This is a genomic window from Bacillus sp. FJAT-28004, assembly GCF_001280845.1.
GTDB lineage: Bacteria > Bacillota > Bacilli > Paenibacillales > Paenibacillaceae > Pristimantibacillus.
This window is the reverse complement of the sequence record NZ_LGHP01000001.1, coordinates 1680830-1705127: the sequence shown is the minus strand read 5'-3', so window position 1 is coordinate 1705127 and position 24298 is coordinate 1680830. Positions and strand designations below refer to the sequence as shown.

Below are 24298 nucleotides of genomic sequence, written 5' to 3'. Positions count from 1 at the left end.
AACGCCATTGTTTAAAGAATGTTTGCATCATTCGTCAGATCTGAAATGGGCATATGCTTACGATCGTGATACTTTCCATCTGCGGCTCCGCACCAAAAGAGATGACGTTGAAGAGGCTGTTGCGGTAACGGGAGACAAATACGATTGGGATCAGCATCATCTTGATGTTCAGATGGAAAAGATTGCAGCCGACTCCCTATTCGATTATTGGGAGGCTGTTATTAAGCCGGAGTATCAGCGTTTTTCTTACGGCTTTCGCGTACGCAGCGGTGAAGAAACGTTATGGCTCATCGAGAAGGGCATCTTTGAGGAGCAGCCCACTCCAGCTGGCGGATATTTTGAAATCCCTTTTATTCATTCGGTTGATTTGTTTGATGCTCCCGAGTGGGCGAAGGAAGCTGTTTTCTATCAGATTATGCCCGATCGCTTCGCAAATGGCGATACGACCAATGACCCCGACAACTTGCAGCCGTGGGGTGAACCGCCAAGCGGCGAAAGTCATTTTGGCGGCGATCTGCAAGGAATAATGGATAATCTCAAGCATCTGACAGATTTGGGTGTTACAGCGATTTATTTGACGCCATTATTTACAGCTCCGTCAAATCACAAATATGATACGGTCGATTATATGCAAATTGATCCACAATTTGGAGATGCCGAGCAGCTTAAGAAGTTGGTTAAAGCTTGCCATGACCTTGAAATTCGTGTCGTATTAGATGCCGTATTCAATCATACGAGCGAGCAGTTCCCTCCTTTCCAAGACGTGCTGGCGAATGGAGAAAGCTCGAAATACAAAGATTGGTTTCATTTGAAGGGTTTTCCCGTAGAAGTCAAGGATGGCGCTGCGAACTATGCGACATTTGGCTTCTATGGCAATATGCCCAAGCTGAATACGGCAAACCCGGAGGTAAAGCAATTTTTACTTGATATTGCCGTGCATTGGATCAAGGAAGCTGATATCGACGGATGGAGACTTGATGTTGCGGGTGAAATCGATCACGCCTTCTGGCGGGATTTCCGAAGAGCCGTCAAGTCCGCGAAGTCTGATGTTTTTATTATCGGCGAGGTATGGAGCAACTCGCTTAACTGGCTGCATGGAGATCAGTTTGACTCGTCCATGAATTATCCATTTACGGAACGCATCTTGGATTTCTTCGCTTCCTCTGAAGGGCAGGCATCGGACTTTGCCGACCAAATAAACCGTTTGCTCATGCGTTATCCTCAGCAAACCAATGAGGCGTTGTTCAACCTCCTCTCCAGCCATGACACACCGCGTGCGTCCACCCGCTTGAATGGAGATACGCAGCGTTTAAAACAAGCTGTTGTATTTATGATGACTTCAATGGGCATCCCGTGCATATATTATGGCGACGAGGTTGGAATGGACGGCGGCGATGATCCGGACTGCCGCAAATGCATGGAATGGGATGAGGAAAAGCAAGATCGTGAGCTGTTTGATTTCTATCAACTCTTAATTTCCATTCGCAAGCAGCATACCGTTCTTCGTGACGGGAGATTCCGCTTCTTATATGCAGATAACGAGAACGGCGCCTTTATTTATGAGCGTTTAAACGGCAATCAGCATTTCACTATTTGGATTAACAACACGGAAGAAACCGTTACGCTTACGCATCCGATGAAGGCTGACGACTGGAAAGATGCGCTTTCGAAAGATGAGGTTCCCACGTTCGAAGAGCAGCTTCAGCTCGAGCTCGGACCACTCGACTTCCGAATTTTATTCAGAAACATCTAATCATTTAAGGGCTCTTGCACCACCATTTTGGCGGAGTAAGGGCCCTTTTTTTTCACCGTACCGGTTTCATAGTCACGATAGATGGTTAATGAATCCATATAACTAACAGAGCCATCAACCACATTTAATGGACAGGGGGACATTGAATTGAAGATTCATACTGAATGTATTGCCATGCTGTTAGCCGGAGGAGAAGGGCGCCGCCTAGCCCCACTTACAAGTCAGTTCGCCAAACCTGTCATACCTTTTGGTGATCGCTTCCGAATGATTGATTTTCCACTCAATAACTGTGCAAACTCTAATATTAAGACGATTGGCGTGCTTACGCAGTACTGCGCAGAAAGCGTACATACATATGTAATGAAATCCAGAAACGGTTCTCAAGCGGATCATGTTCTTGGCGGAGTATCCTTCCTTCCCTCCTCACGAAATTGCTTAGAAGGTTATGCCGGAACTGCCGATGCTATTTATCAGAACATCGACTATATCGATGAAAAAGCTCCGGAGCATGTGCTTATCCTCTCAGGCGACCACATCTACGAAATGGACTACAAACCCATGCTCGAATTTCACAAAAATCGCGGCGCAGCCGTTACGATCGCCGTTAAAAAAGTACCTTGGCACGAGGCAAGCCGCTTCGGCATTCTTGAAACAGACGATCAATTGCGGGTGAATTCTTTTCATGAGAAGCCTTCGGAGCCGCGCAGCAACTTAGCTTCAATGGGTATTTATTTGTTCCGCTGGGCAGACTTGAAAAAAATGCTCATCCAAGACGCCGCTTCGGCAGAGTCAAATCATGATTTTGGCAAAGATATTATTCCTGCTCTTCTTACCTCTAAAACCAATATGATTGCTTATCCATATAGCGGCTACTGGAGGGATGTCGGCACAATCAACAGCTTGTGGGAGGCAAATATGGATCTGCTGGATGGCGAGCTTAAACTCGGAGCAAATCAGTGGCCAGTTCAATCCAGCGCAAGCCTGACAAGCGAAAAACCTTATTTAAGCCCCGAAGCAACGATTACTGACTCCATTCTCCATCCAGCATGCGCTGTGGAAGCCGAAGTAACACGCTCCATCGTCTGCTCAGGCGTTACCATTGGCATTAACAGCGAGATTTACGAGAGCATCATCATGCCGGGAGCCAAAATTGGAAGAAATGTCACTCTTCATCGAGCGATTATCGGAGAAGGAGCTATTATTCATGACGGCGCATTCGTCGGTCGATTAGATGATGAAATATCCGTTGTAGGCCCGGGTGAAGTCATAACCGCGACTTCTCCATCGATGAACGACTATGAGATGGAACCACTCGCAAGCTTACTTCGTCCGGCATCCAAATACGTTCACAGCCATGTTCACGGTTAATCCATTCACACGAAGAAAAAAAGCAAACGGCAGGAGACTTCGCTCCCTGCCGTTTGCCTTTTTTGCACTGTGCTCTCGAACTATTTTACGTATGTCACGTCGTTCGTTTATCTTCTATAGTTCCTTTGTTGCAGCAGCTTCCGTTTCTCCGGCTTCAATCGCACTTGCCGCTTGCTCGCTGCCCTCTTCTGTAAAGGCTGCATTAGCAATGTCGTCAGTAATTGCTTCTGTTTCTTCTGTGCCTTTGTTGCGGCTTCTTACACTGCTTACAACGCTGCTTGCCGCTTGTTTAGTGCGATCAGCGATTTGGATCGCTTGACCACTGATTTGTTTGGCAATACGACCCGTCGTATCGCCCACTTGGCCAGCAACTTTAACTGTTGTTTCTCCAACCCTCTGCGCGCCTACTGAAATATCCTGACGCAATTCCTTGCCCGGCTTCGGTGCTAGCAACAATGCAGTAATCGATCCTACAACACCTCCAGCTAATGCGCCGAGAAAAAATCCCTTTGTTTGTTTACGAGTTGTCATTGTTTTTGCTCCTTTCGTGTTTAGCGTGCTCTTCGTCGATAGCGCCTTGATTTAAGATTCCGATTCGAATACAGGCTTATGCTCATCTTCGGCAGACGTTGCTGCCTTTCGGTTAGTTTGCCACAGCTGCCATGCAGCCATCCCTAGCTCCGCCCATTCAAGCGCATCACCGACCTGCCGCTTCGTCTCGTGCCGCTTCGCATGCTGCTCAGCCGACTCCGACAATATGGACGTAACGCGCTCAACGGTCGATGTCGTATGTGCAATTGCCCCACCAACCTGCCCTGCCGCTTCAAATAGCTTGCTCATTGCCTGCAGCTGACGATGTAAGGCGCGAATCGCCTCCTCGGTCGGCTGCACAAGCCCGCTAAGTTCTAAAGACAACTTACTGAGGTCCTGCCTCATCGCTTCCGCTTCAGCCTGCACTTGCCCCAGCCTGCCGAGCGCCGATCGCAAGGCAATGAGTATGCCGCCAACTAAAATGACAAATGCTCCTGCAGCTACCGCTGCGCTCCACATCATGACCATGCCCGTATCCCTCCTCTTCAATCAATTGCAGGAACATACGTATATGCTCCTAGACGAATGCCCACTTGCGTAATGACAGTATAAGCAGCATGGGCTTGTCATGACACAACCGAAATAAAAATGATCATGAGCCTGCAGCTTTCCCGTATTGGCAACAAAAAAAGGCCGCCTCAGCAAATCTTCTCCGATTTGCTAAGACAACCTATACATTTGTATCACTTATTACATTAACCGATATGGTAGCTGCACTTGCCGCCGCCCTTCGCCAAACATTCCGTTCGTTCTACTGGCACGTCAAGCAACGATTTAAACAAGGAAAGCTCGCAGTTGCAAGCTTGCAGGTATTTGCCGGCAACCTGAGCAATCGGACAATTATACTCATACAACATATAGCTGCCATCGCTTTGTGGTTCCACTTCAGCCATATACCCTCCTGCGTTCTGAATCGCAGCGAGTTCGCTAACCTTCTGCTCCAAGCTCTTGCCCGTCATTCGTGGCTCATAACGTTCAAGCAGCTTATTCTTGCGTCCATCAAACATCCGGTCAATAAGCGCTGCGGTATCCGGGTCATCAGCGAGCTCATCAAGCAAGTCGAGTGCGAGCATATGATAATTTTTCGGAAAAAGCTCATCCGCCGCAGCGGTTAGCTCATAAGCATGGAGCGGTCTGCCCATTGCCTGTCGCACAGATACGATATTCACGCTGCCTTCGCTCTCTAGTGCATACATATGACGCCTGATCGCCATTTCCGTTAATCCGAGCTCGCTTGACAAGGAACCAGCATTCAATCTGCCGCCTGTTTTCAGCAGCATCAATATGCGCTCGCGCGTGGAATGATCTCCCCGCGAAGCTGCCGTTATGTCAACAGTACTTGCCGTTTTCATCCGCTTCAACCCTTCACCACCTTTGCAGGCTTGATAGCGTCATTGTAACGTATTTTTAGTTTTTCGTAAATCAAGCGTAAAGCAATCGTAAAGGCATAAGCTATCCTTGTTCGGCAACCGTATGTTTTGCTTACTAATAGCTAAGAAGCCTATAATTCGCGTTCCAAATAATCATTTATCGCTTGCTTAAAGGCAGGCAACAGAGTAGAAAGCGTCCCGGTAAGTGGGTGAAGCTCCGTCCTCGGCCAAACATAATAGTCCTGCACTAACGGCTTGCGAAGCTTCACAAGCTCGGTCAGCGTGGCCTGCATGTGAAGCGGAAACGCGCCTGCCTCGCCAGTAATATCGATGATATCCTCATAGCTGCTCGCATCCCGCAAAATAAACCCATCGATCAGGAAGCTTCCAACATCCGTTACGGTTTCAATAGCCAGATGCAGCGCTCTTTCCTGCGCCAACCCCTCCAGCACCGTTCCCTGCCAATTAGCGGCAAGTGAATCCAGTGCCGAAGCGACTTCAGTAATCGAATCCAACCTTACGGCTATTTGTTCACGATTCACATAATACATCAATCAGTCGCCCGCTTTCAGCCTTGTTTCTTTTTTTTCGCTTTGCGTTTAAGCCATGCCACCATAATAATGCTGCTAAAAATGATGACCAGCAAATATGTCAATATTTCGTATACATCTCTCATGTCACTCATAAATTGTCAACCTGCCTCTCAGCTTTCAAAATCAACGCTGACGGAAGCTTCGCGAACTTGCATCATATGCTCAATAACTTTTTTATGTACAGGATGCACTTGGTAAACCTCCAGCGCTTCCAAAGATTCGAATTTCGTAATGAGGGCGATGTCGTAAGAACGCTCCGAATGCACAACGTCAACGCCAACTTCAATTGACTTCAGCACTTCAATCTTGCCTTCCATATCTCTAAGCACCTGTGCAGTGCGCGCTACGCTCTCTTCGCTGCCATCTTTTAATTTAAAAAATACGATATGAGTAAGCATTTTTCAGTTCCTCCTCTGATTTTAACGCATAAACTTTGTCTATTTGTCACATAATAACCTATGCAGTCGCATTACGGCAATCTTTAACACGAAGGGGATCGGTACGTTATGCGCTATCCGGTTACAATTGTTGCTACAATTATTGGACTTGCTATCTGCTTGTTTAACTCCACGGGTTATGACCCGCACAATCTTGTTTTCTTCATGTTTAGCATTCCCGCATGGGTCGTTGATTTATTTGTCGACGTGCATGAAGTAAGCGTCTTGCTCATGTATGCACTTACGGTAATTACGTGGGCGCTGCTCGGCTTCCTAGCCGACGTGCTTATCGTACGCAGTCGTGAGAATGAGCATCATCGGCGTTCGGCACGATAGCTTTATTTTAGGCAAAAAGGAGCCTTTCGGCTCCTTTCTCATTTTTACAGCAAACGAATCGATCAAGCTCTAGGCTGCTTCAACCACTAAAGTAGATTCCATCGTTGTATGTCCTTGACCGCATGGAATGGAACAATAGATTCTGTAAGTTCCTGGCTCTTTAAATTCCAAGTCTGTTTCCGGGTGATCGTTATCCAAAGCTACTTTAAGCTCGTCAATATGCATCCCGTGGATACCGCTTTTGTTCGAAAGCTTAAGTCTTACCTTGTCTCCAACCTTAACTTTGTACTCTTTTTGATCAAATACAAAATCGTTAGATGCTACAACCTTCAATAATGTCATGCCCTCTGGCAATGAGGCAGACTCATCAACCGGCTTAGCTGGCAGTGCGAATGTGAGCAAATATAAGCCCAGCAATGACGCAGCTGCAAATACAGTAAACATAATCCACTTATGCATTGCTATGTGCTCCCCTTTGCGATCATAATGTCTACCTCTTATATTACATAAGATCGTCCGAAGTTCTCAACCTTAAACTACGGAAAGCTGAAAAGTTTTTTTGTTATTTTGACAAAACCATGAACAATTTCAAAATTAGCTGGACAAATACTGTTTTAATACACGTTCAGACTCTGCTTTTACAAAGCCCCACAGCATAAAAAAACGATGATGGTAACCTCTGCACACATATTCGGCATGCAAACCATCCGCTTCGCGCTTCTCCTCATACACCTTTATCCCTGTTTCACGGAATTTCCTTCTAATTCCAGCGAGATCAAGCAGCACCCGATCTTGCATGCCGCGCATCATCGATTCATAAAACCGCGGCAGCTTAATTGCTGAAGTACCGATCACACGTATATCATGATCCAAAATACGCATGACAATGCCAAGCAGTACGTACTGCTTCACCAGCACAAGCTCTTCCTCGGTCTGTATCGGTGGATTAGCAGCCGTTCTGACTTTTCCGCGGGCTTCTTCCTCTTTAGCGGCCATTGCCACCCCTCCAATAAGAACATTTGTTCTTATTATAGCGAGAAGCGAGGATTTGATGCAAGTTAATTTACTTTTACCCAAAAGTTAACTTTTATCCCTAATCACCTCGATTATTTGCGAACCGTTGTTTCTCTTCCGCTGAGATATACAAGCCTAAAACAATTATTCCCAAATGAACTGTGTTTCCATGTATAATACAAAATGCATAAAAAGTGCGGCTCACTTCTTTCTATTAAAAAGAATCTTACATTCACCCAATTTCGTATTGGGGAATGCTAGGAGTGTTAGTTTGCTATAAAGTCAAATTTCGATTGAGGGTGACAGGCATGCAGATTTTTTTGAAACTTACAAATAAGCTGCTTCGTTTAAACAATTACTTTGTTGTTTTTCTTACGTTATTGCTTGTTTTCATCAGCTCCACGATCGCTTTCCTGCTTGAGCCAAACACCTTTGGCCATTGGTTTAATTCGTTTTGGTGGGTGATGACGACCGTCGCAACGGTCGGCTATGGCGATTTTTTTCCTAAAACGGTGCCAGGAAAAGTGCTTGCCATGCTGCTGTACGTATTCGGAATCGGCCTGCTCAGCTTATTAATTGGAAAAATTATCGATTCAATAGCTGTACTTCAGCGAAGGAGAGAGGGTGGCAAATTGAAGTATCAAGGTCATGAACATATCATCGTTATTAATTGGAGTAAAAAAGCACAGCTGGCCGTTGAAGATTTGCTAGACTCTGATGCTAAGATGTCCATTGTTGTAATTGATAATAGTGATAAACATCCGTTCGATCATCCGCAGGTGCATTTTGTAAGCGGTGATCCTACTTCGGCGGAAGTACTTGAGCAGGCTAACATTCATACAGCTCGTTCAGCAATTATTTTTGCTGACCCTTCTATTGAAGACACGTCGCTCATCGATGGCAAATCGCTGCTAATCGCATCAAGCATTGAGCAAGCAGCTCCTTCCGTTCATACAACCGTTGAAATCGTGCTGGAGAAGCATATTCTCAATTTCCGACACGTACAAGTAAATGATTTTATTTTATCCCATGATGCGGTTTCCAGACTGGCTGTACGATCTGCTTTGAAGGAAGGAAATGTCGATATCTTCATGCAGCTGCTCAGCCGAAAATATGGCGAAGACGTATTTGAGATCGCCGTAGACCCCGGCTGGTCAACCTATGGTGATGCTTTCCATGCACTACTGCGCCAAGGAGCTACCCTTATTGCAGACCGCACAGACATGGGCATCAATCGCAGGCTCGAAGAAGCTATTCCAGCCGCAGCCCGTTTATTCGTTATTTCGAATGACGAGACCATCACTAAGATTAAATCCGAAAGGCGGTAGTTATAATGAATAGCTCGCTGATCTACATGGAATGGTCTGAGCGAGATCAACGTGTAGAGCGAACCATTACCGAAGCAGCTGTAACTCGTGAAGATATATTTGTACGCAAGCTCGTTAACGCAACTATTTTCCGCAACGGTCTGTATGAGCATACAGCGAACGAGTGCGAGGACGGACAGCATCATCATATTTATGCGAAGCCCTATAATGAACATGATGATACCGTATACGGGCAAGCCATTCGAGCTGCGCTTTATGAATACGTCACCGTCTCCCCTTATATGGAAGTTGAATATTTGCTTTGGAACGGCTATCGTTTTAATCCGTGCACACTCGCTCAGCGAGCACCGGCCAGTCCTCTCGAATTTGCAGCTCTTCTGCTCGATCATTATATAGTAAGCGAGCAGAAAACCTATGAGACGGTTTATACGATATATGATATGGATCGCAGCAAGATCGTCGTTTTTTTGAAAGGAGTGAATCTGTAAATGTCTCAAGAGAAAGCATTTGCAGCCAGAAGCGATTCGAATGCGGGCCCTTCGACAGCTAGCGCCAAATTAAAAGCAAAAGGTCAGAAAGCAATCGCCTTTGCATTGATGTTAACCGTACCCGTCGCTCTAAGCGGCTGCAACACAACAAGCTCAAGAGATTGCGTAGATTACGACAATGACGGTTATTGCGACGATAACGGCTCGAGAAGCGGCGGAACTTATATTACAAATGGAAAATCGAATAAAAAATCATCGAGCTATAAATCCAGTTCCAGCGCTTCGAAAGGCTTCGGCAGCTCCGGCATTAGCAGCGGCAGCAGCGGAGGTTAACCTATGGAGCGTCAACGGCGTGTTATCCCGCTCCAAATGACTCACGATGAGCTGTTTCAGGGCGAGCTCGCACAGCGTATTCCCTACCATCGCATATATGGCAAACAATACTGCCTGCCTTCCATAATGGGATACACCGCGGCCCAATTCGAGGAGCTTCAAGCGGCCTCCGAGCAAGTGGATCAGCTTTATTGGAAATCGCTTCGGTTTGCACAGCAGTATTTATCTGATGATTTTATGAATAAGCAGTTAGGCATTCATCCTTCTCTTATCCAAGCAGCGCGTATCGCAACACCCTCTCATGGGGTGTCAAGACAAGACTGGATCGTGACGGAACATGGGATGAAATGTATCGAAAATAATACGGATACGCCCACCGGCATACCCGAGACGGCTTTTTTAGGCAACGCGATCATCAATCGCTACACGACTCATCGCTCCGCATCCGAGAATATGGATGATGCGCTCATGAAAGCTTTAGAGAAACTTATCGTCCACTATCAGAGCCAAGGCTTAACGGGAACGATTGCATGTACTTGCTACGATTGGCACACGGAGGATAAAGGCAATACGGAATATGTATTAAACATTATTCGCAAGCTTGGTTATTCCGTCATCCTCGTTCCACTGGACCAGCTTACGATTGTTGCAGGAGATGGCTTATACGGCGGCGGAGAGCGCATCGATATTTTGTATCGTCTCTATCCGCTTGAATATTTGATCCAGGATACAGAAGCTGATACTGGGCTCCCAGTCGGCGAAGCGCTCATCGAGCTTGCCCTGATTGGACGGCTTGCACTCATCAATCCGCCGCAGAGCATCATTACGCAAAGCAAAGGCTTTTTAGCGCTGATTTGGGCGCTATATGAACGGAATGATCAATCGTCAGATGTGCTTGGCCATCCACTCTTTGATGAAGCAGAGCTTGAAACTATTCGCAAGTACCTTCTCCCCACCTATTTTGAGAATACCGTGTTCGTTCAGCAGCAGATACCTTATGTCGCCAAAAGCTACTGGGGTCGCGAAGGCAAGGGGACTTCTCTCTATGCAGGTGATGGCACGCTAGAGACTGAGGAATGGGGTGTTCAAGAGGATGGAGAAGAAGAAGCAGAGGAAACAAAGCTGTACTACAGCTCGCAGCCAAAAATTTATCAGCAGCGCTTTACGATGGAAGAGGTTGAAGTACATACCGAATCAGGGCCCTTTCATGGCAGCTTATTAACCGGCGCTTATGTCATCGGAGGCAGCTTCGCTGGCCTTCTCCCACGCGTAGGCGCGAAAATCACAGGGGATATGGCTTACTACTGCCCCGCTGCGATTGTAGATTAGCTATAGCGTTCGTATAACAAAATTTTGAGCGTATGCTTTCGAAGCGAGTTTTGCTTCACAAAACTTTGAGGAGGATCAATAATGAATGAATTTTTGGATAATGCCGCTAATGTTGGAATTGGCCTCGTTCTCCTGCTGATCATTTTAGGTGTAGGCGCATTCATTTTCAGTAAATTAACTCGTTATAATGACGGTGAGGAAATAAGTAAAGGCAATCAGGCAGCAGGTATGTATATGGGCAGTAAGCTGCTGGGATTGTGTATTATCGTTGCAATGGTATCCTATAGCTCGCAATCGTGGGTATCGATGTTGATTTGGTCGGCGATTGGCATCGGCATTCTTTGCTTGGTCTACGTTGTTTTCGATTTTCTTACACCACGCTTTAAAGTATGTGAGCAAATTGAGCAAGGAAATCTAGCCGTTGCTCAGCTTCTGCGCTCCGTCATCATCGGCGTATCCATTGTAATTGGTACGTTTCTGATGTAACAGATTCTATTGCAAAAAAGGTGACCATCCAGCCGTGATCTAGGCTGAAAGGTCACCTTTTTTTGTTATTAGGAAACATCCCTCAACGTTTCGTCTCCCTACCACCCTAAAACCTTAGCCCACAATAGTCACGCTGCAAATACCTGTTGGTGCTTATGGGCAGCTAATTTGGGCTACTCTATCACTGTAAGCACATATATGTGCTTACAAGCATTCAATTTGGTTACTTTTATCGCTGTAAGAGCATATACGTGCTTACAGCTGCTTTTCCACCTTACACATACGCCGATTCCCACTCTGTAAGCACATATATGTGCTTACAAGCGTTCATCTTGGTTACTTTTATCGCTGTAAGAGCGTATACGTGCTTACAGCTGCTTTTCCACCCATCTCACACGCCGAGTCGCACTCAGTAAGCACATATATGTGCTTACAGTCGTTTATCTTGGTTACTTTTATCGCTGTAAGAGCGTATACGTGCTTACAGCTGCTTTTCCACCTAAACCAACGACGAGTTCCACTCTGTAAGCACATATATGTGCTTACAGGCGTTCATCTTGGTTACTTTTATCGCTGTAAGAGCGTATACGTGCTTACAGCTGCTTTTCCACACCCAACCCATACGACAAATAACCCCAATAAGCGCTACTGTGTGCTTACAGGGGTTCAATTTAGTTACTTTTATCGCTGTAAGAGCATATACGTGCTTACAGCTGCTTTTCCACCTAACTCACACGCCGAGTCGCACTCAGTAAGCACATATATGTGCTTACTGATCAAAAACTCAAGCTACCGAACCCGCTTCAGTGGAAAACTGGCTGTTGTACAGATCAGCATAGAAGCCGCCTTTTGCTAGAAGCTCGTCATGGCTGCCCTTCTCGATCACATCACCATGGTTCATTACGAGAATCATGTCGGCATCTTTAATTGTAGATAGACGGTGTGCAATAACGAAGCTTGTTCTACCTTCCATCAGCCTACCCATAGCCTTCTGAATTTGAGCTTCTGTTCGTGTATCCACACTGCTAGTCGCTTCATCGAGAATGAGGATAGCGGGATCGGCGAGAATCGCTCTTGCAATAGTAAGCAGCTGCTTCTGGCCCTGTGATATGTTGGAGGCTTCTTCATTAAGCACGGTATCATAGCCTTCAGGCAGCGTCCGAATGAAATGATCGGCATGTGCCGCTTGGGCTGCATCGACAATCTCTGCCTCTGTTGCTCCCTCGCGCCCATAGGCGATATTGTCACGAATGGAGCCGTTAAACAGCCATGTATCCTGCAGCACCATCCCAAACAGCATGCGCAAATCTCCCCGTCGCAGCTGTGTAATGTTCACGCCATCAACGGTAATGCTGCCTTCGTTTATTTCATAAAAACGCATCAGCAAATTAACTAATGTTGTTTTACCGGCACCCGTTGGTCCGACGATGGCAACCATTTGCCCTTGCTTCACATCGATGTTCATATCTCCAATAAGGACAACATCTTCCTTATAACCAAACTTCACATGCTCAAAACGAACATTCCCTTGCGGTGCAGCGATGACAGCTGCGTCTTTGCCGCTTGGTTCCGCGCTTTCTTCTTGTTCATCAAGCAGCTCAAACACCCGCTCCGCCGACGCAATCGTAGACTGGATGATGTTCGCAATATTCGCGGTCTGTGTCAGCGGCTGTGAGAACTGCCGTGCGTATTGAATGAAGGCCTGAATATCGCCGATTTTGATCGCTTGACGCGTTACCAGAATACCGCCAACGACACTAATCAGGACATAGCCAATATTATTTATAAATGACATCAAAGGCATCATCACGCCCGAAATAAATTGCGCTTTCCGACCAGAATGATAAAGCCGGTCATTAATGGCGTCAAACTCGGCTACTGACTTTCGCTCATGTCCAAAAGCCTTGATGATTTTATGTCCGGTGTACATTTCTTCCACATGACCGTTCAGTTGTCCTAGCTCTGCTTGCTGGGATTTGAAATACCCCTGAGAGCGGGACGCTATTGCCTTTATAACAAAAAAACTTAGCGGCAATGTAAGAAGCAAAATAACTGTCAATAGTGGACTAATCGTCAGCATCATAATGATAACGCCGATCAAAGTCACAATTGAAGTAATGAGCTGAGTCAAGCTCTGTTGCAGCGTATTGCTAATGTTATCGACATCATTGACGGTCCGGCTCAAAATCTCTCCATGCGTTCTTGAGTCAAAAAACGAAAGCGGCAGCCGCGCCAGCTTTGTGTTTACTTCATTGCGCAGATCATAAACCGTTTTTTGGGCAACCCCTGCCATGACGTACTGCTGCACGTAAGCAAAAAATGAGCTTAACAGGTACAGGCCCAGCAGAACGAGTACAATACGCATAATCGCGTCAAAATTAACGCCCCCGCCCGTAATGCCTTCGAATATTTCGGTAGTCGCATTCCCCATCAGCTTTGGACTGACGATAGAGAAAATGGTGCTCAGAACAGCCATTATAATGACCACAATGAGCTTCATCCGTTGCGGTCTTAAGTAAGTGAGCAATCTGCGAAGTGTACCTTTAAAATCCTTCGCCTTCTGCACCTGCATCCCCAGCCCGCCCATCGGACCGCCGCCGCCAGGACCCATGGGGCCTCTGCCAGGAGGACCAAATCCAGGCCCGCCGCCAGTGCCAGACGGTTTCTTGTCATGCCGACGATCACTCATGCTATTTCCTCCTCTGACAGCTGCGACGACACGATTTCGCGATACACGCTGCTTGTTTCCATTAACTCCTGATGATTGCCAATGCCTGCAATCGCTCCTTCATCAAGTACGATGATTTTATCGGCTTGAATGACGGTGCTTACACGCTGTGCCACGATTAGAACAGCGGCATGTAGTGTTTCTTCCTTCAGCGCTGCCCGCAGCAGCGAGTCTGTTTTGAAATCGAGCGCAGAGAAGCTATCGTCAAAAATATAAATGTCCGGCTTTCTGACGAGTGCTCTCGCAATTGAAAGCCGCTGCTTCTGACCGCCCGATACGTTCGTACCGCCTTGTGCAATGATGGAATCATAACCTTCCGGCATTTCTGCTATAAAAGAAGCAGCCTGCGCAACTAATGCCGCGTGCTTAACCTCATCGTCAGTCGCCTCTTCTTTGCCATATCTAATATTGTCGCTGATTGTTCCGGTGAACAACACAGCCTGCTGGGGTACGTATCCGATCTTTGCCCGCAAGCTCTGCTGCGAAAGGAGCCGCACATCATCACCATCGATAAGCACGCTGCCCGCTTCGATATCATAGAAACGTGGAATAAGATTGACGAGCGTAGACTTTCCTGAACCTGTACCTCCGATAATCGCAGTAGTCTCGCCTGACTTTGCGATAAAAGATATTTCTGATAATGCAGGTTTCTCTGCCCCTGGATAACTGAATGTAACATTACGGAATTCGACTTCGCCGCCCGTTCCTGTTCGCACACCATTTCCAGCATCATGTGCGTCTTGGATGTCCGGCTGCATACCCAGCACTTCATTAATCCGAACAGCAGATACCGAAGCACGAGGCACCATAATAAACATCATCGCCACCATGATCAGTGAGAACAGAATTTGCATCGCATATTGTAGGAATGCCATTAAATCTCCAATTTGCATATCATTATTGCTAATCCGAATACTGCCAAACCACAAAATAGCGACACTGGACAAGTTAAGAATAAGCATCATAACCGGCATCATAAATGCCATCACTTTGTTTACCTTGATGGCGGTATCGGTCAAATCTTTATTTGCCCGCACGAAACGCTGCTGCTCGAATGTCGTCCGATTGAAGGAGCGAATGACGCGTATGCCCGTCAAACCTTCGCGCAGCACCAGATTCAGCTTATCGATTTTTATTTGCATCGCTTTGAAGAGAACGACACCTTTGGAGCCAATAAAAATAATCGTTCCAGCAAGTATCGGAACGACAACGACAAACACAAGTGACAACGTGGCATCCTTCGAGACAGCCATAATAATACCGCCGATACACATCATCGGCGCCATAACCATCATACGAAGCATCATAATAAGCACTTGCTGCACTTGCGTAACATCATTTGTAGTGCGCGTGATGAGCGAGGCGGTTCCGATTTTGTCAAACTCGTGCAAAGAAAAATTTTCTACATGAGCAAACAGCTTGCTGCGCGTACGTTTGCCGAAACCTGCGGCGATGGTTGAAGAATAATAGCTTGCGGCGATAGAGAACACAACGCCTGCAGCAGTAATAAGTAGCATTAGACCACCAAGCTTTACAATATAACCCGTATCGCCTTTTAGAATACCCAAATTTACGATATCCGCCATCAATGTAGGCAAATAAAGCTCTGATAGCGATTGCAAAAATACGAGCAAGAACACGAATGCGATCATTAACCAATACGTTTTCAATTCACGAAATAATTTTAACAGGCAACATCATCTCCGCTCAGTATTTCATTATGTACTTCTTCATTTTACCATAGTAAAATCACGAAATTCAAAGGCAGCTAACATGCAGAGCCCAAACCCTGCAACCCCCTATAAATACAAAAGGAACCATCGCTGTAATTCGCGTGATTCCTTCGATGTTTCTTATTCAGCTTCGCTTGCTTCTCCTGTAATGTAGGTGTACGTTTGATCGTTGGATTGACGCCCTGCCAGCTGCCTCGTAGTATATCCGGTGTCATGAGTCCTTGCTGTGCCAGCTTTTGTCTTGCCTTTCTTGCCTTGCTAATTGACATCCTAAATGCCTCCCAAAAAAATAATGTGAATCAAACATTGCTTCGCAAGCTTAGCATACGCTTTGTTTCGTGCGGCTCGCTTCCTTCAATTATACGATGAAAACGTCATTTGTGAAAGCCGCTACGTTACCGCGTCTGCGATATAATAAACTCCTTGCGCAGCATGGAAAATACAAGGAGCTCAATGAAGTTCCCCTTTTCAATCTCGAACTCCCTTAGCTGGCTGTCTTGTTTGAAACCGAGCTTAGAGAGCAGGCTGATCGATGCAGCGTTTGACGGATCTACCTTCGCCTCGATACAATGCAGTTTCATGCTATTAAAACCAAAAGCTACAATTGGTGCGGCTACTTCACTCATAATGCCTTTGCGCCAGTAGCTTGGAGCCAGATCATAACCTAGATCGGTACGCGCGTGCTCCTTCAAATAATGCAAAAAACCGCAGGTTCCAATTACTTTTCCTGAGCTCTTCTCTTCGATTAACCATCTAATGCCGATTTGTTGAGCAAAAATCTCCAAATGCCAATTCATTTCCTGCCATGCCTCGTCCTCAGCAGAAAACGGCAGTAACGGAGTATATTTGACAACATCATCATCCGAATAAAGCTCGAACAAATCAAGCACATCCCGTACCTCTGTCTTGCGCAAAATAAACCGATCCGTTTCCATGCTAGGAAACGTCTGAAATGAGAATGACGTGCCCATCGATTCACCCCCAACCGCTAATCCTCTTGCTCGTTTAATTGACTCTTTTCGTAAACCGTTGTTCGGTTTCTTCCCGCTGCTTTCGATCGATAAAGAGCTTGGTCCGCCATCTCAATAATTTCCTTAACATCAGTCGTCTTCCCATTCGACATCGAAATGCCGATGGACACGAAGATCGGACTGCCGGTTGGGCTTGCACCAGAAGTGATCCCTTCTCTAAGCCGCTCAGCTATTTGTGTTGCTGTAGGAATACTTCCTCGCTTAACCAGTATGCCAAATTCTTCTCCGCCATAGCGGAAGCTAAGATCATGGCTTCTAGAGAATGCTTTTATTTGCGATGCTGTATAGATTAATACCTCATCTCCGATAAGATGCCCGTGCTCATCATTGATTTTTTTGAAATGGTCAACATCCAGCATAATAAGCGCAAACGGAATTTCCTCGGTAATCCATTCCTGAATGGTCAAGTCAAACGTCTTCCTATTGGCAAGTCCTGTCAGCCCATCCAATCGAATTTCCTTATTCAGCAAATTAAAATGGTTGTTTATGCTCTGATTAAGCTGTCTCACTTCATATATATAAGAGTTCGTTTTCGGCATTTTGGAACGTATCGCCTTCGTTGATAATATGGCTTCCTCCGAGAAAGCAGCTAGTTCAAATAAAGGCTTGGAGATCACATAAGAAACATACCATGCGAGTAACAATATGACGATAAAGAGCGGGAAAAGTTTCAGCAATATACGCCATATCAATTCATTTAATGGCTTATCAATTATAGAAGTAGGCGTTTGCGCTACGATTGCCCACCCAGTTATAGATTCGTAAGCATAGCCGGCAAAATACCGCTCTTTTTGTGAATTGACGATCACCTGCGATCCACTGCGTCCAGCTAATGCTTTATTAATAACCTCATTAGTCGTAACTCTTTCGTTAATTCGTTCGTGATTTGGATGAAAAATAAGGCTGCCTTGCTTATCCGCTACATAGACGTAAGAGCCGTTCCCGTAAAAATGTTCGTTTAGCAATTTGTTTAACGCGTTGCTCTCGTCCAAATAAATAGTTCCGGCTACAAAACCTACGTATTCGTTATCTTCATTGAAAATGGGTGAAGAAATGAGCAAGAGGAGCTGATTCGTCGCAGACCCTATGTAGGGCTCTGAAATAAGCGGACGCTTCTGCTCAACCGCCTGCTGGGATGCATATGAGGTTAGTACAGTCCCTATCTTAACACCGCCGCTAGAAAAACTCGATGCTGTCACTTTACGATCTGAATCCACAATAAGAATCGAATTAAAATATTGTTCATTCGCATCGTACCAGCTATTCAATTCTTTTTGCGACAAATTCTGTTTACCTGCTCTTGCAGCAATCGTATCAATATTGTTGCTAATTATATGCAATAATTCATTCGTATTGGAAGACAGCTTCTTGGCGTATTGATAATTGCTTTCTAGATAACCAGAAGTTAGTGAGGTCTTATTTGTCGTCCATGCAAAATAACCGCCAATAATGGCGGTTAAGATAACAGAACCGATTACGAACAGCCCCAATACGAATCGAAGTTTTAAGCCTTTGCGTGTACCCACAGTTGTTCCTTCTCTCGTTGCCAAAGTACAGACTTATTTTAGCGTAAATGGACGAGAAAAGAAATAGTCTCTACATATGTCTATAAAGTTGCTGGTTGAATAATGGCCGCTAGCAGTCCCGGAAAGCGAAGATTCAGATCTTCATCTCGCAGCGTCAATAAATGCTGGGTGCCTTGCTTTCTCACATTCAATACGCCCGCTTCACGCAAGGTGCGAAAATGATGAGTCATTGTAGACTTCACGACGGGAAACTCAAAGTGGCCACAGGCTCGCTCGCCATGCTTAACGATAGCGACAACAATACTGAGCCGGATTGGATCACTTAATGCATATAACACAGAAGTAAGCTCAATATCCTCACGATTGGGATGGAATAAAATTTTCAAATGCATTCGCACCTCTCACATTAAGTACTTATTGCATTATACCATAGCTCATGCTATATTTTCATTGTACGATAATATTCGTACAATGAAAATATAAAGAGACAACTTGGAGGTTTTATGAGAAACAGTGCCGCTATTACTGCCACACCCATACTCAATGAGGAGCGGCCCGCCTTTAGAGACGGTCTCGTTATCCCGCTGCTAGGATTAACCGTTATTCTTGTTATTATGAATACGATGATGTTTAATCTGGCACTGCCGCAAGTGACGGCACAGTTTATGCTATCTCCATCAGCAGCTTCGTGGATCATCACGGGTTATTCCATCATCTTTGCCATTTCATCCATCACCTACAGCAGGCTATCTGACTTTGTACCTATACGTCTATTGCTGACGATTGGCCTAATTGCCATGGGCGGCGCATCTGTACTTGGTTTTTTTAGTCATCATTATATACTGCTGCTTGTCGCTCGCCTTATTCAAGCAACTGGAGCAGGTTCCGTGCTTAGTTTAACGATCGTACTCATTACAAGATTCATCCCACTTGCCCGCCGCGGCAAATCCATGGCACTCATTACATCAGCTGCATCGCTTGGCCTTGGTCTCGGCCCTGTAATCGGCGGCGCTATCACACAGTATTGGGGCTGGAACGATCTGTTTATCGTAACTGGCATCTCTCTTCTGCTTATTCCTGTGTTCTATCGACTGCTGCCAGTTGAAGAATCTAACAAAGGTTCCTTTGACGTTATAGGTGCAGCGCTTGTAGGAATAGGCTCAACAGGTGTTCTGCTGTATATCACCAATCATTTTCTGATTGCTCTTATTGGCGGAATCACTGCACTACTCTTATTCTGGATACGAATTAATCGTGCTGTGAATCCATTTGTCCAGCCTTCTCTGTTTCGCAACAAAAGATATATTCGTCTGATCACGCTTGGCGTGGTATCTTACATTAATAATTTTTCCACACTATTTTTGCTGCCACAGGTGCTTATTCACCTGTTCAAGCTTACGCCAGGTCAAGCCGGCCTCATTATTTTTCCAGGAGCCTTCGTTGCCATGCTTGCCTCCAATCGTATTGGAAAAATCATCGACAAATACGGCAACAGCGTGCTGCTTCGGTTAACTCCGTGGTTACTGCTCCTTGCCGCCATTTCATTCGCCTTATTCGCGGGTCTTTCCATCTACATGATCATGAGCATATATATCCTGATGAGCGTTGGATTCTCCGCTTTAAATTCCAGCGTTTCTAATGAGCTGTCCAGAATTTTGCCAAGTGAGCATGTAGGTGCTGGTATGGGCTTGTTCCAGCTATCGCAATTCATTAGCGGTGCTTTCAGCGTCGCGATTAGCGGTATTCTGCTAGCGGCGCAAAGCAATCTTCCCCTCAGCCGTGCATTCTCAAATATATTTTGGGGGATGGGCTTCATAGCCGCAATTGCGATTGCAGCCTCTTGGCTGTACTACTCATCGTCAAAACAGCAGCTCGGTGAGCTCAAGCGGCGTTAAGCTACACTATATGCTTTAATGCCTCCTTCTTGCTAAGTGGTGAGAGCGGCGTTTCTTCTACAAACCGATGCACACATGCTGCATCGGTTTTTGCATATTCTCTTAGCGCCCAGCCAATAGCTTTGCGTATAAAAAACTCGCTTTCATCCTTCGTGCGGCGTATGTAGTCAAATAACCGATCTGTATCCGTATCATGCTTGTACCTAAGCTGGAATAATAATGCGGTTCTACGGAGCCACATATGATCCGAAACGATCCAGCGCTCTGTATATTCTGCTGTTAATTCTGGATATTTCGAGAGCTGGCAGCCAACTAAGTGTGCCGCTACAAAATCTACTGTATCCCACCATGAATGAGTGGTTACCCACCGCTCCAGCCTATCGATATGCGAAGGCATTGCCTCCTTGCTGTATCTTTCCATCAAACCCATCGCCACATAATGGAATTCTCGCTCGTTCAGCTGCCACAGCTGTTCTGCTGTTTGCAGCAACTCCTCGCCTTTTGGCTTTTCGTTGTGCTTCCAAAACTCGCGCAACAGCTGTGTTCGTTCTGGTGTCTTAATGCCAAGAAATACAAATTGGCCGCGCATGTAAGCTTCCATAGGCCCAGCCGTCTCCGGATTTGCGTGCTCCCTGAACATTGCTTCTAACGCTTTTGCAATTACAGTCATAACATAAGCAGCTCCTTTTCTTTGAAAGATAACACAAAGCAGCCCCAGCCATCAATGATGGTCAGGGCTGCTATAGAAAACTATTTTGCTAAATCATTCACTTAAACCGCTTCGTCATGCAAATATCTGAAGAAAGGCTTATCCACCCAAAATTGAGTTGGTGTAACGATTACATTTGGATCTATCGCTTTAAAACCTGCAATAACCTTCGCGGAGTTTTCGTTTAGCGAAAACGGATTTACAGTATAAGGGCTATCTGGATCCGTAATAAAGTTGTTCGTAATGATTTCATAATCCTTCAGTTCTGTTTGTGAATAGTAAAGCGGCTGCCACCATGATTCAATGATAAGGCCTGCTTGACCATCTTCATTTTTCTTTGCATAAGCTAGGATAACATCTTGGAAAGCAGCTTTATCTGCTGCATTTGCAAATTCGAATTCAAGATCGTACTCTTTTGCATAATTAATATAGTTTCCATTTGCAATTTGAACAACATTTGGTCCTGGAGTCCCCCATTCAGCTAGAAAAATAAATGCTGATGTTTTAGGCTCGAATTGCACTTTCGCATTCAGACCTTCACTCCGAAGCAAGCCAATAAGCTGAATCGCATGATTAAAATCGGAATGACCGTAAATCAGAGACAATGAATCGATGAAATTTGCATTGAAACGGGAATCTTTGATGTTGTAGCCCGTGATCAATTTTTGCTCCAAAGCAGTATTTACCAGCTTTTGCAGTTTAGGCGCATCGATAATATCGGAAGTTTCGTAAGCGCTGCTTAGCTTCGCATAAATATCATTATCGTTAACATAACCGATATACTTTTTGTAAAGACCTTTTGTAATAAGCACTTTGCCAAGCAGCGTGTGAATCAGTTGATCGCTTGCTGCATTTTTTGGTTTGAAGTTGGCATAAAACTCAGCAGGAAGCAAACCTGTATCTACTGCAGCGGCTACTTCTTGAGCACCTTTTGTGCCAAGCGAGCTGCTTTTAACATTCAGCTTCGTCAATACCTTGTTTACTTTAACTTCCGGGTATGTATAAGCAAGCTCCTTCAAGTCTGCTGCTCTTACCGCAATGGAAATCGCTACGGAGCTTGTAAGCAATTGATCGCCTTGAATGGCAGGACCAGACAAAATTCCTTTCTCATACAAAGCAGCTGCTGAGGCATACAGCTCGCTCTCAGGCTTTACATCAGTGAAATTTACAGCTTTGCCTGATGGCTCGTAACCAAGAATATCTGCTACCGCTTCAATGAATTCACCTTTTGTTACTTTGCTCGAGAGGCTGACATCAAATTTTTCTTTCAAAAACTGCTTATACTGCGCTACGCCATCTTCCTTCGAAACCGCTGCTTCAGACGGAGCCGCAAAGGCTGCTGATTGTGTAAAAATGATTGAAAAGGATAATAGGAGTGCTACTAGCAATTTTGTGTATGATGCTTGAGTGTTTTTCATGAACATTGCCTCCATGTCTTTAATTCCGATGTTTTTAATCGGGAATGAGTAATGTTCCATAGTATACCAGTTGAAAATTGCAAGTGTCAATAAATATATTTTATTGATTAAGTATTTTTTTGCCCTGATGTAGGGATTAACTTGTCATTCGATACTTCACTAGGTCTTACCCACTGGCAGAGATAGCCTTGCACCATTCAAGAACCTCTTTATCGACTTCATCCATATAACCAATGTCATCGATTAAATCCCAAAGCAATATTTTTTCTGTCTCTTCGTTTGCTTCGAATGGGATTATTTCACCTACATTAGCATAATAAATCGGATTATATTTTATTTCTCCGTTTGGCCTCTTCACTTTTATCAACCCGATGAACTCTAAGTCATTAACGATTTGTGATGTTTCTTCGAATAACTCCCTCATTGCACATTCTTTCGGTGTTTCCCCTTCTTCTCTTCCCCCTGCCGGTACTTCCCATTGTTTCCTCCACTTGTTAAAACAAATAAGATATCTTTCTCCACATTTGATTACAGCATATGATCCAGCTAATGGCTCATCCATTCTGAGCTCATCCTCTTTCATAGCTATACATGCTAATAGCTCGAAACCATCTTTATTAGACGTAATACTCATGGTTATGCTCACCTTCCCCAATCGAGGCACTAATTCTTCTATTTATTCAGTAACATCTATTTTCTTATGTAAGATAAAGAACAAATGCACTATAAATCTTCAAATCCTGCTACTAGAAAAATCAGAGTACTAACGACTGCAATATGAAAAACACAAAATACAATATGTACTGAAACAACGTTCAAATCTTTCCTTGTCAGCTGGGGGCTGGTCCTTAATTTATATATGGAGAATCCAATTATGCCAGTAACGAGTAGTGACTGAGCCAACCATTTTGAAACGGTGAGAAACGCTGGAGTATTATTAACAATCGGGTTTAAAAACCAACTAAACGGGTCAAATATCCATGCCACAAGAATCATAACCCATGCCAACAAATGAATCGGCAAAGCACTTAAAATATGGTTGCGAATAGCTGCTCTCCTCCTATCTTGCTATCAGATATCATCCAGACGAGACTATTTGGAACAATGTTGCTTAGTTAACGGACACCAGAGACTCTATTTGCCTCATTTTTACACTCCTTTTCACATCAATAACGTATCCTATGTCCGTTAGAAACCTGTTTGCACGTTAACCTCATAAATAGCGTCCTCTATGTCCTTTACTGTCACTTCTGAAATTTTGAACTGCTCAACCATAACTCATGACGTAGAGCCTCTCATTCTCAAAAAAAACCACAAAAGGCTGCCTCACGGGCGAACTTTTGCGGCTTTAAGCTGTCGTGCCTCGTTAGTTAAAATGGCTTATTTCTTATTTTTGCTCCATAGACTCAAACTGTTTGATTAAGCTTTCGATATTAACACCATTTATAGTTAAACCAGAAATATCGCAGTTTTCCAATTTAACATTCGATAAATTGCAATTATTAAATACTCCTTGCTGAAGATTACAATCGGTGAATTTTACAGGGGTTCTATTGAATTCAACATCTGGCTGACTTGGATTGCCGAATCCAATGTGTTGAAAATGAGCTCCGCCCCACTGTGCACCATCAATGACGAGCTCGCTCAAATTTGCATCGGAAATATGCAGTCCTGTCAAATTCACATCATTCATATTCATTCCACTAAGGTTGCAACAGTTTAGCGTGAACTGCTCCGCCCGAACATTTTTGAAGCTGGAAGCTGTAACATCTGCATTAATGACTGTTAGGACATCTTTTTCATTTTCTAATTTCATTCTTTAATCACTCCAA

Annotated in this window: 26 protein-coding genes; 9 read left to right on the top strand and 17 right to left on the bottom strand. The window is 44.9% G+C overall.

The annotated features are described in order from the left end of the window. Positions 1 to 7 precede the first annotated feature (7 nt). Both AC787_RS06995 and AC787_RS06990 read left to right on the top strand, forming a co-directional pair. A complete protein-coding gene (locus AC787_RS06995; RefSeq protein WP_054024117.1) occupies positions 8 to 1753 on the top strand; it encodes an alpha-glycosidase in 1746 nt (581 codons plus the stop codon). Between the two features lie 147 nt (positions 1754 to 1900). Then, entirely contained in the window at positions 1901 to 3121 is a 1221-nt protein-coding gene (locus AC787_RS06990; protein ID WP_235560923.1) for a sugar phosphate nucleotidyltransferase, read from the top strand. 114 nt (positions 3122 to 3235) lie between these two features. Here the strand turns inward: AC787_RS06990 and AC787_RS06985 are convergent, their stop codons facing one another. The 5 genes from AC787_RS06985 to AC787_RS06965 all read right to left on the bottom strand — a co-directional run bounded on the left by AC787_RS06985 (position 3236) and on the right by AC787_RS06965 (position 6073). Next, positions 3236 to 3652: a YtxH domain-containing protein gene (locus tag AC787_RS06985; RefSeq protein WP_063847497.1), complete on the bottom strand. Its 417-nt coding sequence runs from the start codon at positions 3650 to 3652 to the stop codon at positions 3236 to 3238. A gap of 51 nt (positions 3653 to 3703) precedes the next feature. After that, entirely contained in the window at positions 3704 to 4180 is a 477-nt protein-coding gene (locus AC787_RS06980; RefSeq protein WP_054024116.1) for a DUF948 domain-containing protein, read from the bottom strand. A gap of 227 nt (positions 4181 to 4407) precedes the next feature. Beyond that, on the bottom strand, positions 4408 to 5064 hold the full coding sequence (locus tag AC787_RS06975) for a helix-turn-helix transcriptional regulator (RefSeq protein ID WP_054026947.1): 657 nt from the start codon (positions 5062 to 5064) through the stop codon (positions 4408 to 4410). A 149-nt stretch (positions 5065 to 5213) separates the two neighbouring features. Continuing rightward, the gene (locus AC787_RS06970; RefSeq protein WP_054024115.1) at positions 5214 to 5633 is read right to left on the bottom strand and encodes a DUF86 domain-containing protein; all 420 of its coding nucleotides are present in this window, start codon (positions 5631 to 5633) and stop codon (positions 5214 to 5216) included. Positions 5634 to 5785: 152 nt separating this feature from the next. Then, the gene (locus tag AC787_RS06965; protein WP_054024114.1) at positions 5786 to 6073 is read right to left on the bottom strand and encodes a Dabb family protein; all 288 of its coding nucleotides are present in this window, start codon (positions 6071 to 6073) and stop codon (positions 5786 to 5788) included. Between the two features lie 108 nt (positions 6074 to 6181). On the opposite strand from AC787_RS06965, the gene AC787_RS06960 reads away from it, so the two are divergent. Beyond that, entirely contained in the window at positions 6182 to 6448 is a 267-nt protein-coding gene (locus AC787_RS06960; protein WP_054024113.1) for a hypothetical protein, read from the top strand. Positions 6449 to 6517: 69 nt separating this feature from the next. Here the strand turns inward: AC787_RS06960 and AC787_RS06955 are convergent, their stop codons facing one another. Both AC787_RS06955 and AC787_RS06950 read right to left on the bottom strand, forming a co-directional pair. Further along, positions 6518 to 6907, bottom strand: a complete 390-nt coding sequence (locus AC787_RS06955) for a cytochrome c oxidase subunit II (protein WP_054024112.1) — start codon at positions 6905 to 6907, stop codon at positions 6518 to 6520. 135 nt (positions 6908 to 7042) lie between these two features. Continuing rightward, positions 7043 to 7444, bottom strand: coding sequence for a hypothetical protein (locus AC787_RS06950; protein WP_054024111.1), 402 nt, complete (start codon positions 7442 to 7444; stop codon positions 7043 to 7045). Between the two features lie 272 nt (positions 7445 to 7716). On the opposite strand from AC787_RS06950, the gene AC787_RS06945 reads away from it, so the two are divergent. The 5 genes from AC787_RS06945 to AC787_RS06925 all read left to right on the top strand — a co-directional run bounded on the left by AC787_RS06945 (position 7717) and on the right by AC787_RS06925 (position 11426). Next, on the top strand, positions 7717 to 8790 hold the full coding sequence (locus AC787_RS06945; RefSeq protein WP_268760161.1) for a potassium channel protein: 1074 nt from the start codon (positions 7717 to 7719) through the stop codon (positions 8788 to 8790). A gap of 5 nt (positions 8791 to 8795) precedes the next feature. Further along, a complete protein-coding gene (locus tag AC787_RS06940; protein WP_054024109.1) occupies positions 8796 to 9278 on the top strand; it encodes a hypothetical protein in 483 nt (160 codons plus the stop codon). Next, positions 9279 to 9611, top strand: a complete 333-nt coding sequence (locus AC787_RS06935; protein ID WP_235560922.1) for a hypothetical protein — start codon at positions 9279 to 9281, stop codon at positions 9609 to 9611. It abuts the gene before it with no gap. A 3-nt stretch (positions 9612 to 9614) separates the two neighbouring features. Continuing rightward, positions 9615 to 10940 (top strand): glutathionylspermidine synthase family protein, encoded by a 1326-nt coding sequence (locus AC787_RS06930; protein WP_063847496.1) that lies wholly within the window; start codon positions 9615 to 9617, stop codon positions 10938 to 10940. 81 nt (positions 10941 to 11021) lie between these two features. Then, positions 11022 to 11426 carry a DUF350 domain-containing protein gene (locus tag AC787_RS06925; RefSeq protein ID WP_054024108.1) on the top strand — a complete coding sequence of 135 codons (405 nt, stop codon included), beginning with the start codon at positions 11022 to 11024 and terminating at the stop codon, positions 11424 to 11426. A gap of 784 nt (positions 11427 to 12210) precedes the next feature. Here the strand turns inward: AC787_RS06925 and AC787_RS06920 are convergent. The 6 genes from AC787_RS06920 to AC787_RS06895 all read right to left on the bottom strand — a co-directional run bounded on the left by AC787_RS06920 (position 12211) and on the right by AC787_RS06895 (position 18830). After that, positions 12211 to 14115 (bottom strand): ABC transporter ATP-binding protein, encoded by a 1905-nt coding sequence (locus AC787_RS06920; RefSeq protein WP_054024107.1) that lies wholly within the window; start codon positions 14113 to 14115, stop codon positions 12211 to 12213. Continuing rightward, a complete protein-coding gene (locus AC787_RS06915) occupies positions 14112 to 15845 on the bottom strand; it encodes an ABC transporter ATP-binding protein (protein WP_054024106.1) in 1734 nt (577 codons plus the stop codon). The genes AC787_RS06920 and AC787_RS06915 overlap by 4 nt, the downstream gene beginning before the upstream one ends. Positions 15846 to 15922: 77 nt before the next feature. Beyond that, positions 15923 to 16156 (bottom strand): hypothetical protein, encoded by a 234-nt coding sequence (locus AC787_RS06910; RefSeq protein ID WP_054024105.1) that lies wholly within the window; start codon positions 16154 to 16156, stop codon positions 15923 to 15925. A gap of 126 nt (positions 16157 to 16282) precedes the next feature. Next, a complete protein-coding gene (locus tag AC787_RS06905; protein WP_054024104.1) occupies positions 16283 to 16858 on the bottom strand; it encodes a GNAT family N-acetyltransferase in 576 nt (191 codons plus the stop codon). Between the two features lie 17 nt (positions 16859 to 16875). Next, entirely contained in the window at positions 16876 to 18444 is a 1569-nt protein-coding gene (locus tag AC787_RS06900; protein ID WP_054024103.1) for a sensor domain-containing diguanylate cyclase, read from the bottom strand. Positions 18445 to 18524: 80 nt separating this feature from the next. After that, on the bottom strand, positions 18525 to 18830 hold the full coding sequence (locus AC787_RS06895; protein ID WP_054026944.1) for an ArsR/SmtB family transcription factor: 306 nt from the start codon (positions 18828 to 18830) through the stop codon (positions 18525 to 18527). Positions 18831 to 18947: 117 nt separating this feature from the next. Here AC787_RS06895 and AC787_RS06890 point away from each other — a divergent pair, with 117 nt between their 5' ends. After that, positions 18948 to 20339 carry an MFS transporter gene (locus AC787_RS06890; protein WP_054024102.1) on the top strand — a complete coding sequence of 464 codons (1392 nt, stop codon included), beginning with the start codon at positions 18948 to 18950 and terminating at the stop codon, positions 20337 to 20339. Position 20340: 1 nt separating this feature from the next. Here the strand turns inward: AC787_RS06890 and AC787_RS06885 are convergent, their stop codons facing one another. The 4 genes from AC787_RS06885 to AC787_RS06865 form a co-directional block, all read right to left on the bottom strand. Beyond that, complete coding sequence (locus AC787_RS06885; RefSeq protein WP_054024101.1) at positions 20341 to 21009, bottom strand: DNA alkylation repair protein; 669 nt, start codon at positions 21007 to 21009, stop codon at positions 20341 to 20343. A 101-nt stretch (positions 21010 to 21110) separates the two neighbouring features. Then, positions 21111 to 22466 (bottom strand): hypothetical protein, encoded by a 1356-nt coding sequence (locus AC787_RS06880; RefSeq protein WP_054024100.1) that lies wholly within the window; start codon positions 22464 to 22466, stop codon positions 21111 to 21113. Between the two features lie 166 nt (positions 22467 to 22632). Further along, positions 22633 to 23100 (bottom strand): NUDIX domain-containing protein, encoded by a 468-nt coding sequence (locus AC787_RS06875; protein WP_054024099.1) that lies wholly within the window; start codon positions 23098 to 23100, stop codon positions 22633 to 22635. A gap of 753 nt (positions 23101 to 23853) precedes the next feature. After that, positions 23854 to 24282: a pentapeptide repeat-containing protein gene (locus AC787_RS06865; RefSeq protein WP_054024097.1), complete on the bottom strand. Its 429-nt coding sequence runs from the start codon at positions 24280 to 24282 to the stop codon at positions 23854 to 23856. Between the last annotated feature and the right edge of the window lie 16 nt (positions 24283 to 24298).

What these genes read in the sequence shown, in the direction of transcription:
- AC787_RS06930 (WP_063847496.1), top strand. Translation starts at nt 9,615, where the DNA reads ATGGAGCGTCAACGGCGTGTTATCCCGCTCCAAATGACTCACGATGAG.
- AC787_RS06980 (WP_054024116.1), bottom strand. Translation starts at nt 4,180, where the DNA reads ATGGTCATGATGTGGAGCGCAGCGGTAGCTGCAGGAGCATTTGTCATT.
- AC787_RS06975 (WP_054026947.1), bottom strand. Translation starts at nt 5,064, where the DNA reads ATGAAAACGGCAAGTACTGTTGACATAACGGCAGCTTCGCGGGGAGAT.
- AC787_RS06880 (WP_054024100.1), bottom strand. Translation starts at nt 22,466, where the DNA reads ATGAAAAACACTCAAGCATCATACACAAAATTGCTAGTAGCACTCCTA.
- AC787_RS06940 (WP_054024109.1), top strand. Translation starts at nt 8,796, where the DNA reads ATGAATAGCTCGCTGATCTACATGGAATGGTCTGAGCGAGATCAACGT.
- AC787_RS06890 (WP_054024102.1), top strand. Translation starts at nt 18,948, where the DNA reads ATGAGAAACAGTGCCGCTATTACTGCCACACCCATACTCAATGAGGAG.
- AC787_RS06950 (WP_054024111.1), bottom strand. Translation starts at nt 7,444, where the DNA reads ATGGCCGCTAAAGAGGAAGAAGCCCGCGGAAAAGTCAGAACGGCTGCT.
- AC787_RS06925 (WP_054024108.1), top strand. Translation starts at nt 11,022, where the DNA reads ATGAATGAATTTTTGGATAATGCCGCTAATGTTGGAATTGGCCTCGTT.
- AC787_RS06905 (WP_054024104.1), bottom strand. Translation starts at nt 16,858, where the DNA reads ATGGGCACGTCATTCTCATTTCAGACGTTTCCTAGCATGGAAACGGAT.
- AC787_RS06965 (WP_054024114.1), bottom strand. Translation starts at nt 6,073, where the DNA reads ATGCTTACTCATATCGTATTTTTTAAATTAAAAGATGGCAGCGAAGAG.
- AC787_RS06875 (WP_054024099.1), bottom strand. Translation starts at nt 23,100, where the DNA reads ATGAGTATTACGTCTAATAAAGATGGTTTCGAGCTATTAGCATGTATA.
- AC787_RS06865 (WP_054024097.1), bottom strand. Translation starts at nt 24,282, where the DNA reads ATGAAATTAGAAAATGAAAAAGATGTCCTAACAGTCATTAATGCAGAT.
- AC787_RS06970 (WP_054024115.1), bottom strand. Translation starts at nt 5,633, where the DNA reads ATGTATTATGTGAATCGTGAACAAATAGCCGTAAGGTTGGATTCGATT.
- AC787_RS06960 (WP_054024113.1), top strand. Translation starts at nt 6,182, where the DNA reads ATGCGCTATCCGGTTACAATTGTTGCTACAATTATTGGACTTGCTATC.
- AC787_RS06935 (WP_235560922.1), top strand. Translation starts at nt 9,279, where the DNA reads ATGTCTCAAGAGAAAGCATTTGCAGCCAGAAGCGATTCGAATGCGGGC.
- AC787_RS06885 (WP_054024101.1), bottom strand. Translation starts at nt 21,009, where the DNA reads ATGACTGTAATTGCAAAAGCGTTAGAAGCAATGTTCAGGGAGCACGCA.
- AC787_RS06955 (WP_054024112.1), bottom strand. Translation starts at nt 6,907, where the DNA reads ATGCATAAGTGGATTATGTTTACTGTATTTGCAGCTGCGTCATTGCTG.
- AC787_RS06920 (WP_054024107.1), bottom strand. Translation starts at nt 14,115, where the DNA reads ATGAGTGATCGTCGGCATGACAAGAAACCGTCTGGCACTGGCGGCGGG.
- AC787_RS06945 (WP_268760161.1), top strand. Translation starts at nt 7,717, where the DNA reads ATGCTAGGAGTGTTAGTTTGCTATAAAGTCAAATTTCGATTGAGGGTG.
- AC787_RS06910 (WP_054024105.1), bottom strand. Translation starts at nt 16,156, where the DNA reads ATGTCAATTAGCAAGGCAAGAAAGGCAAGACAAAAGCTGGCACAGCAA.
- AC787_RS06985 (WP_063847497.1), bottom strand. Translation starts at nt 3,652, where the DNA reads ATGACAACTCGTAAACAAACAAAGGGATTTTTTCTCGGCGCATTAGCT.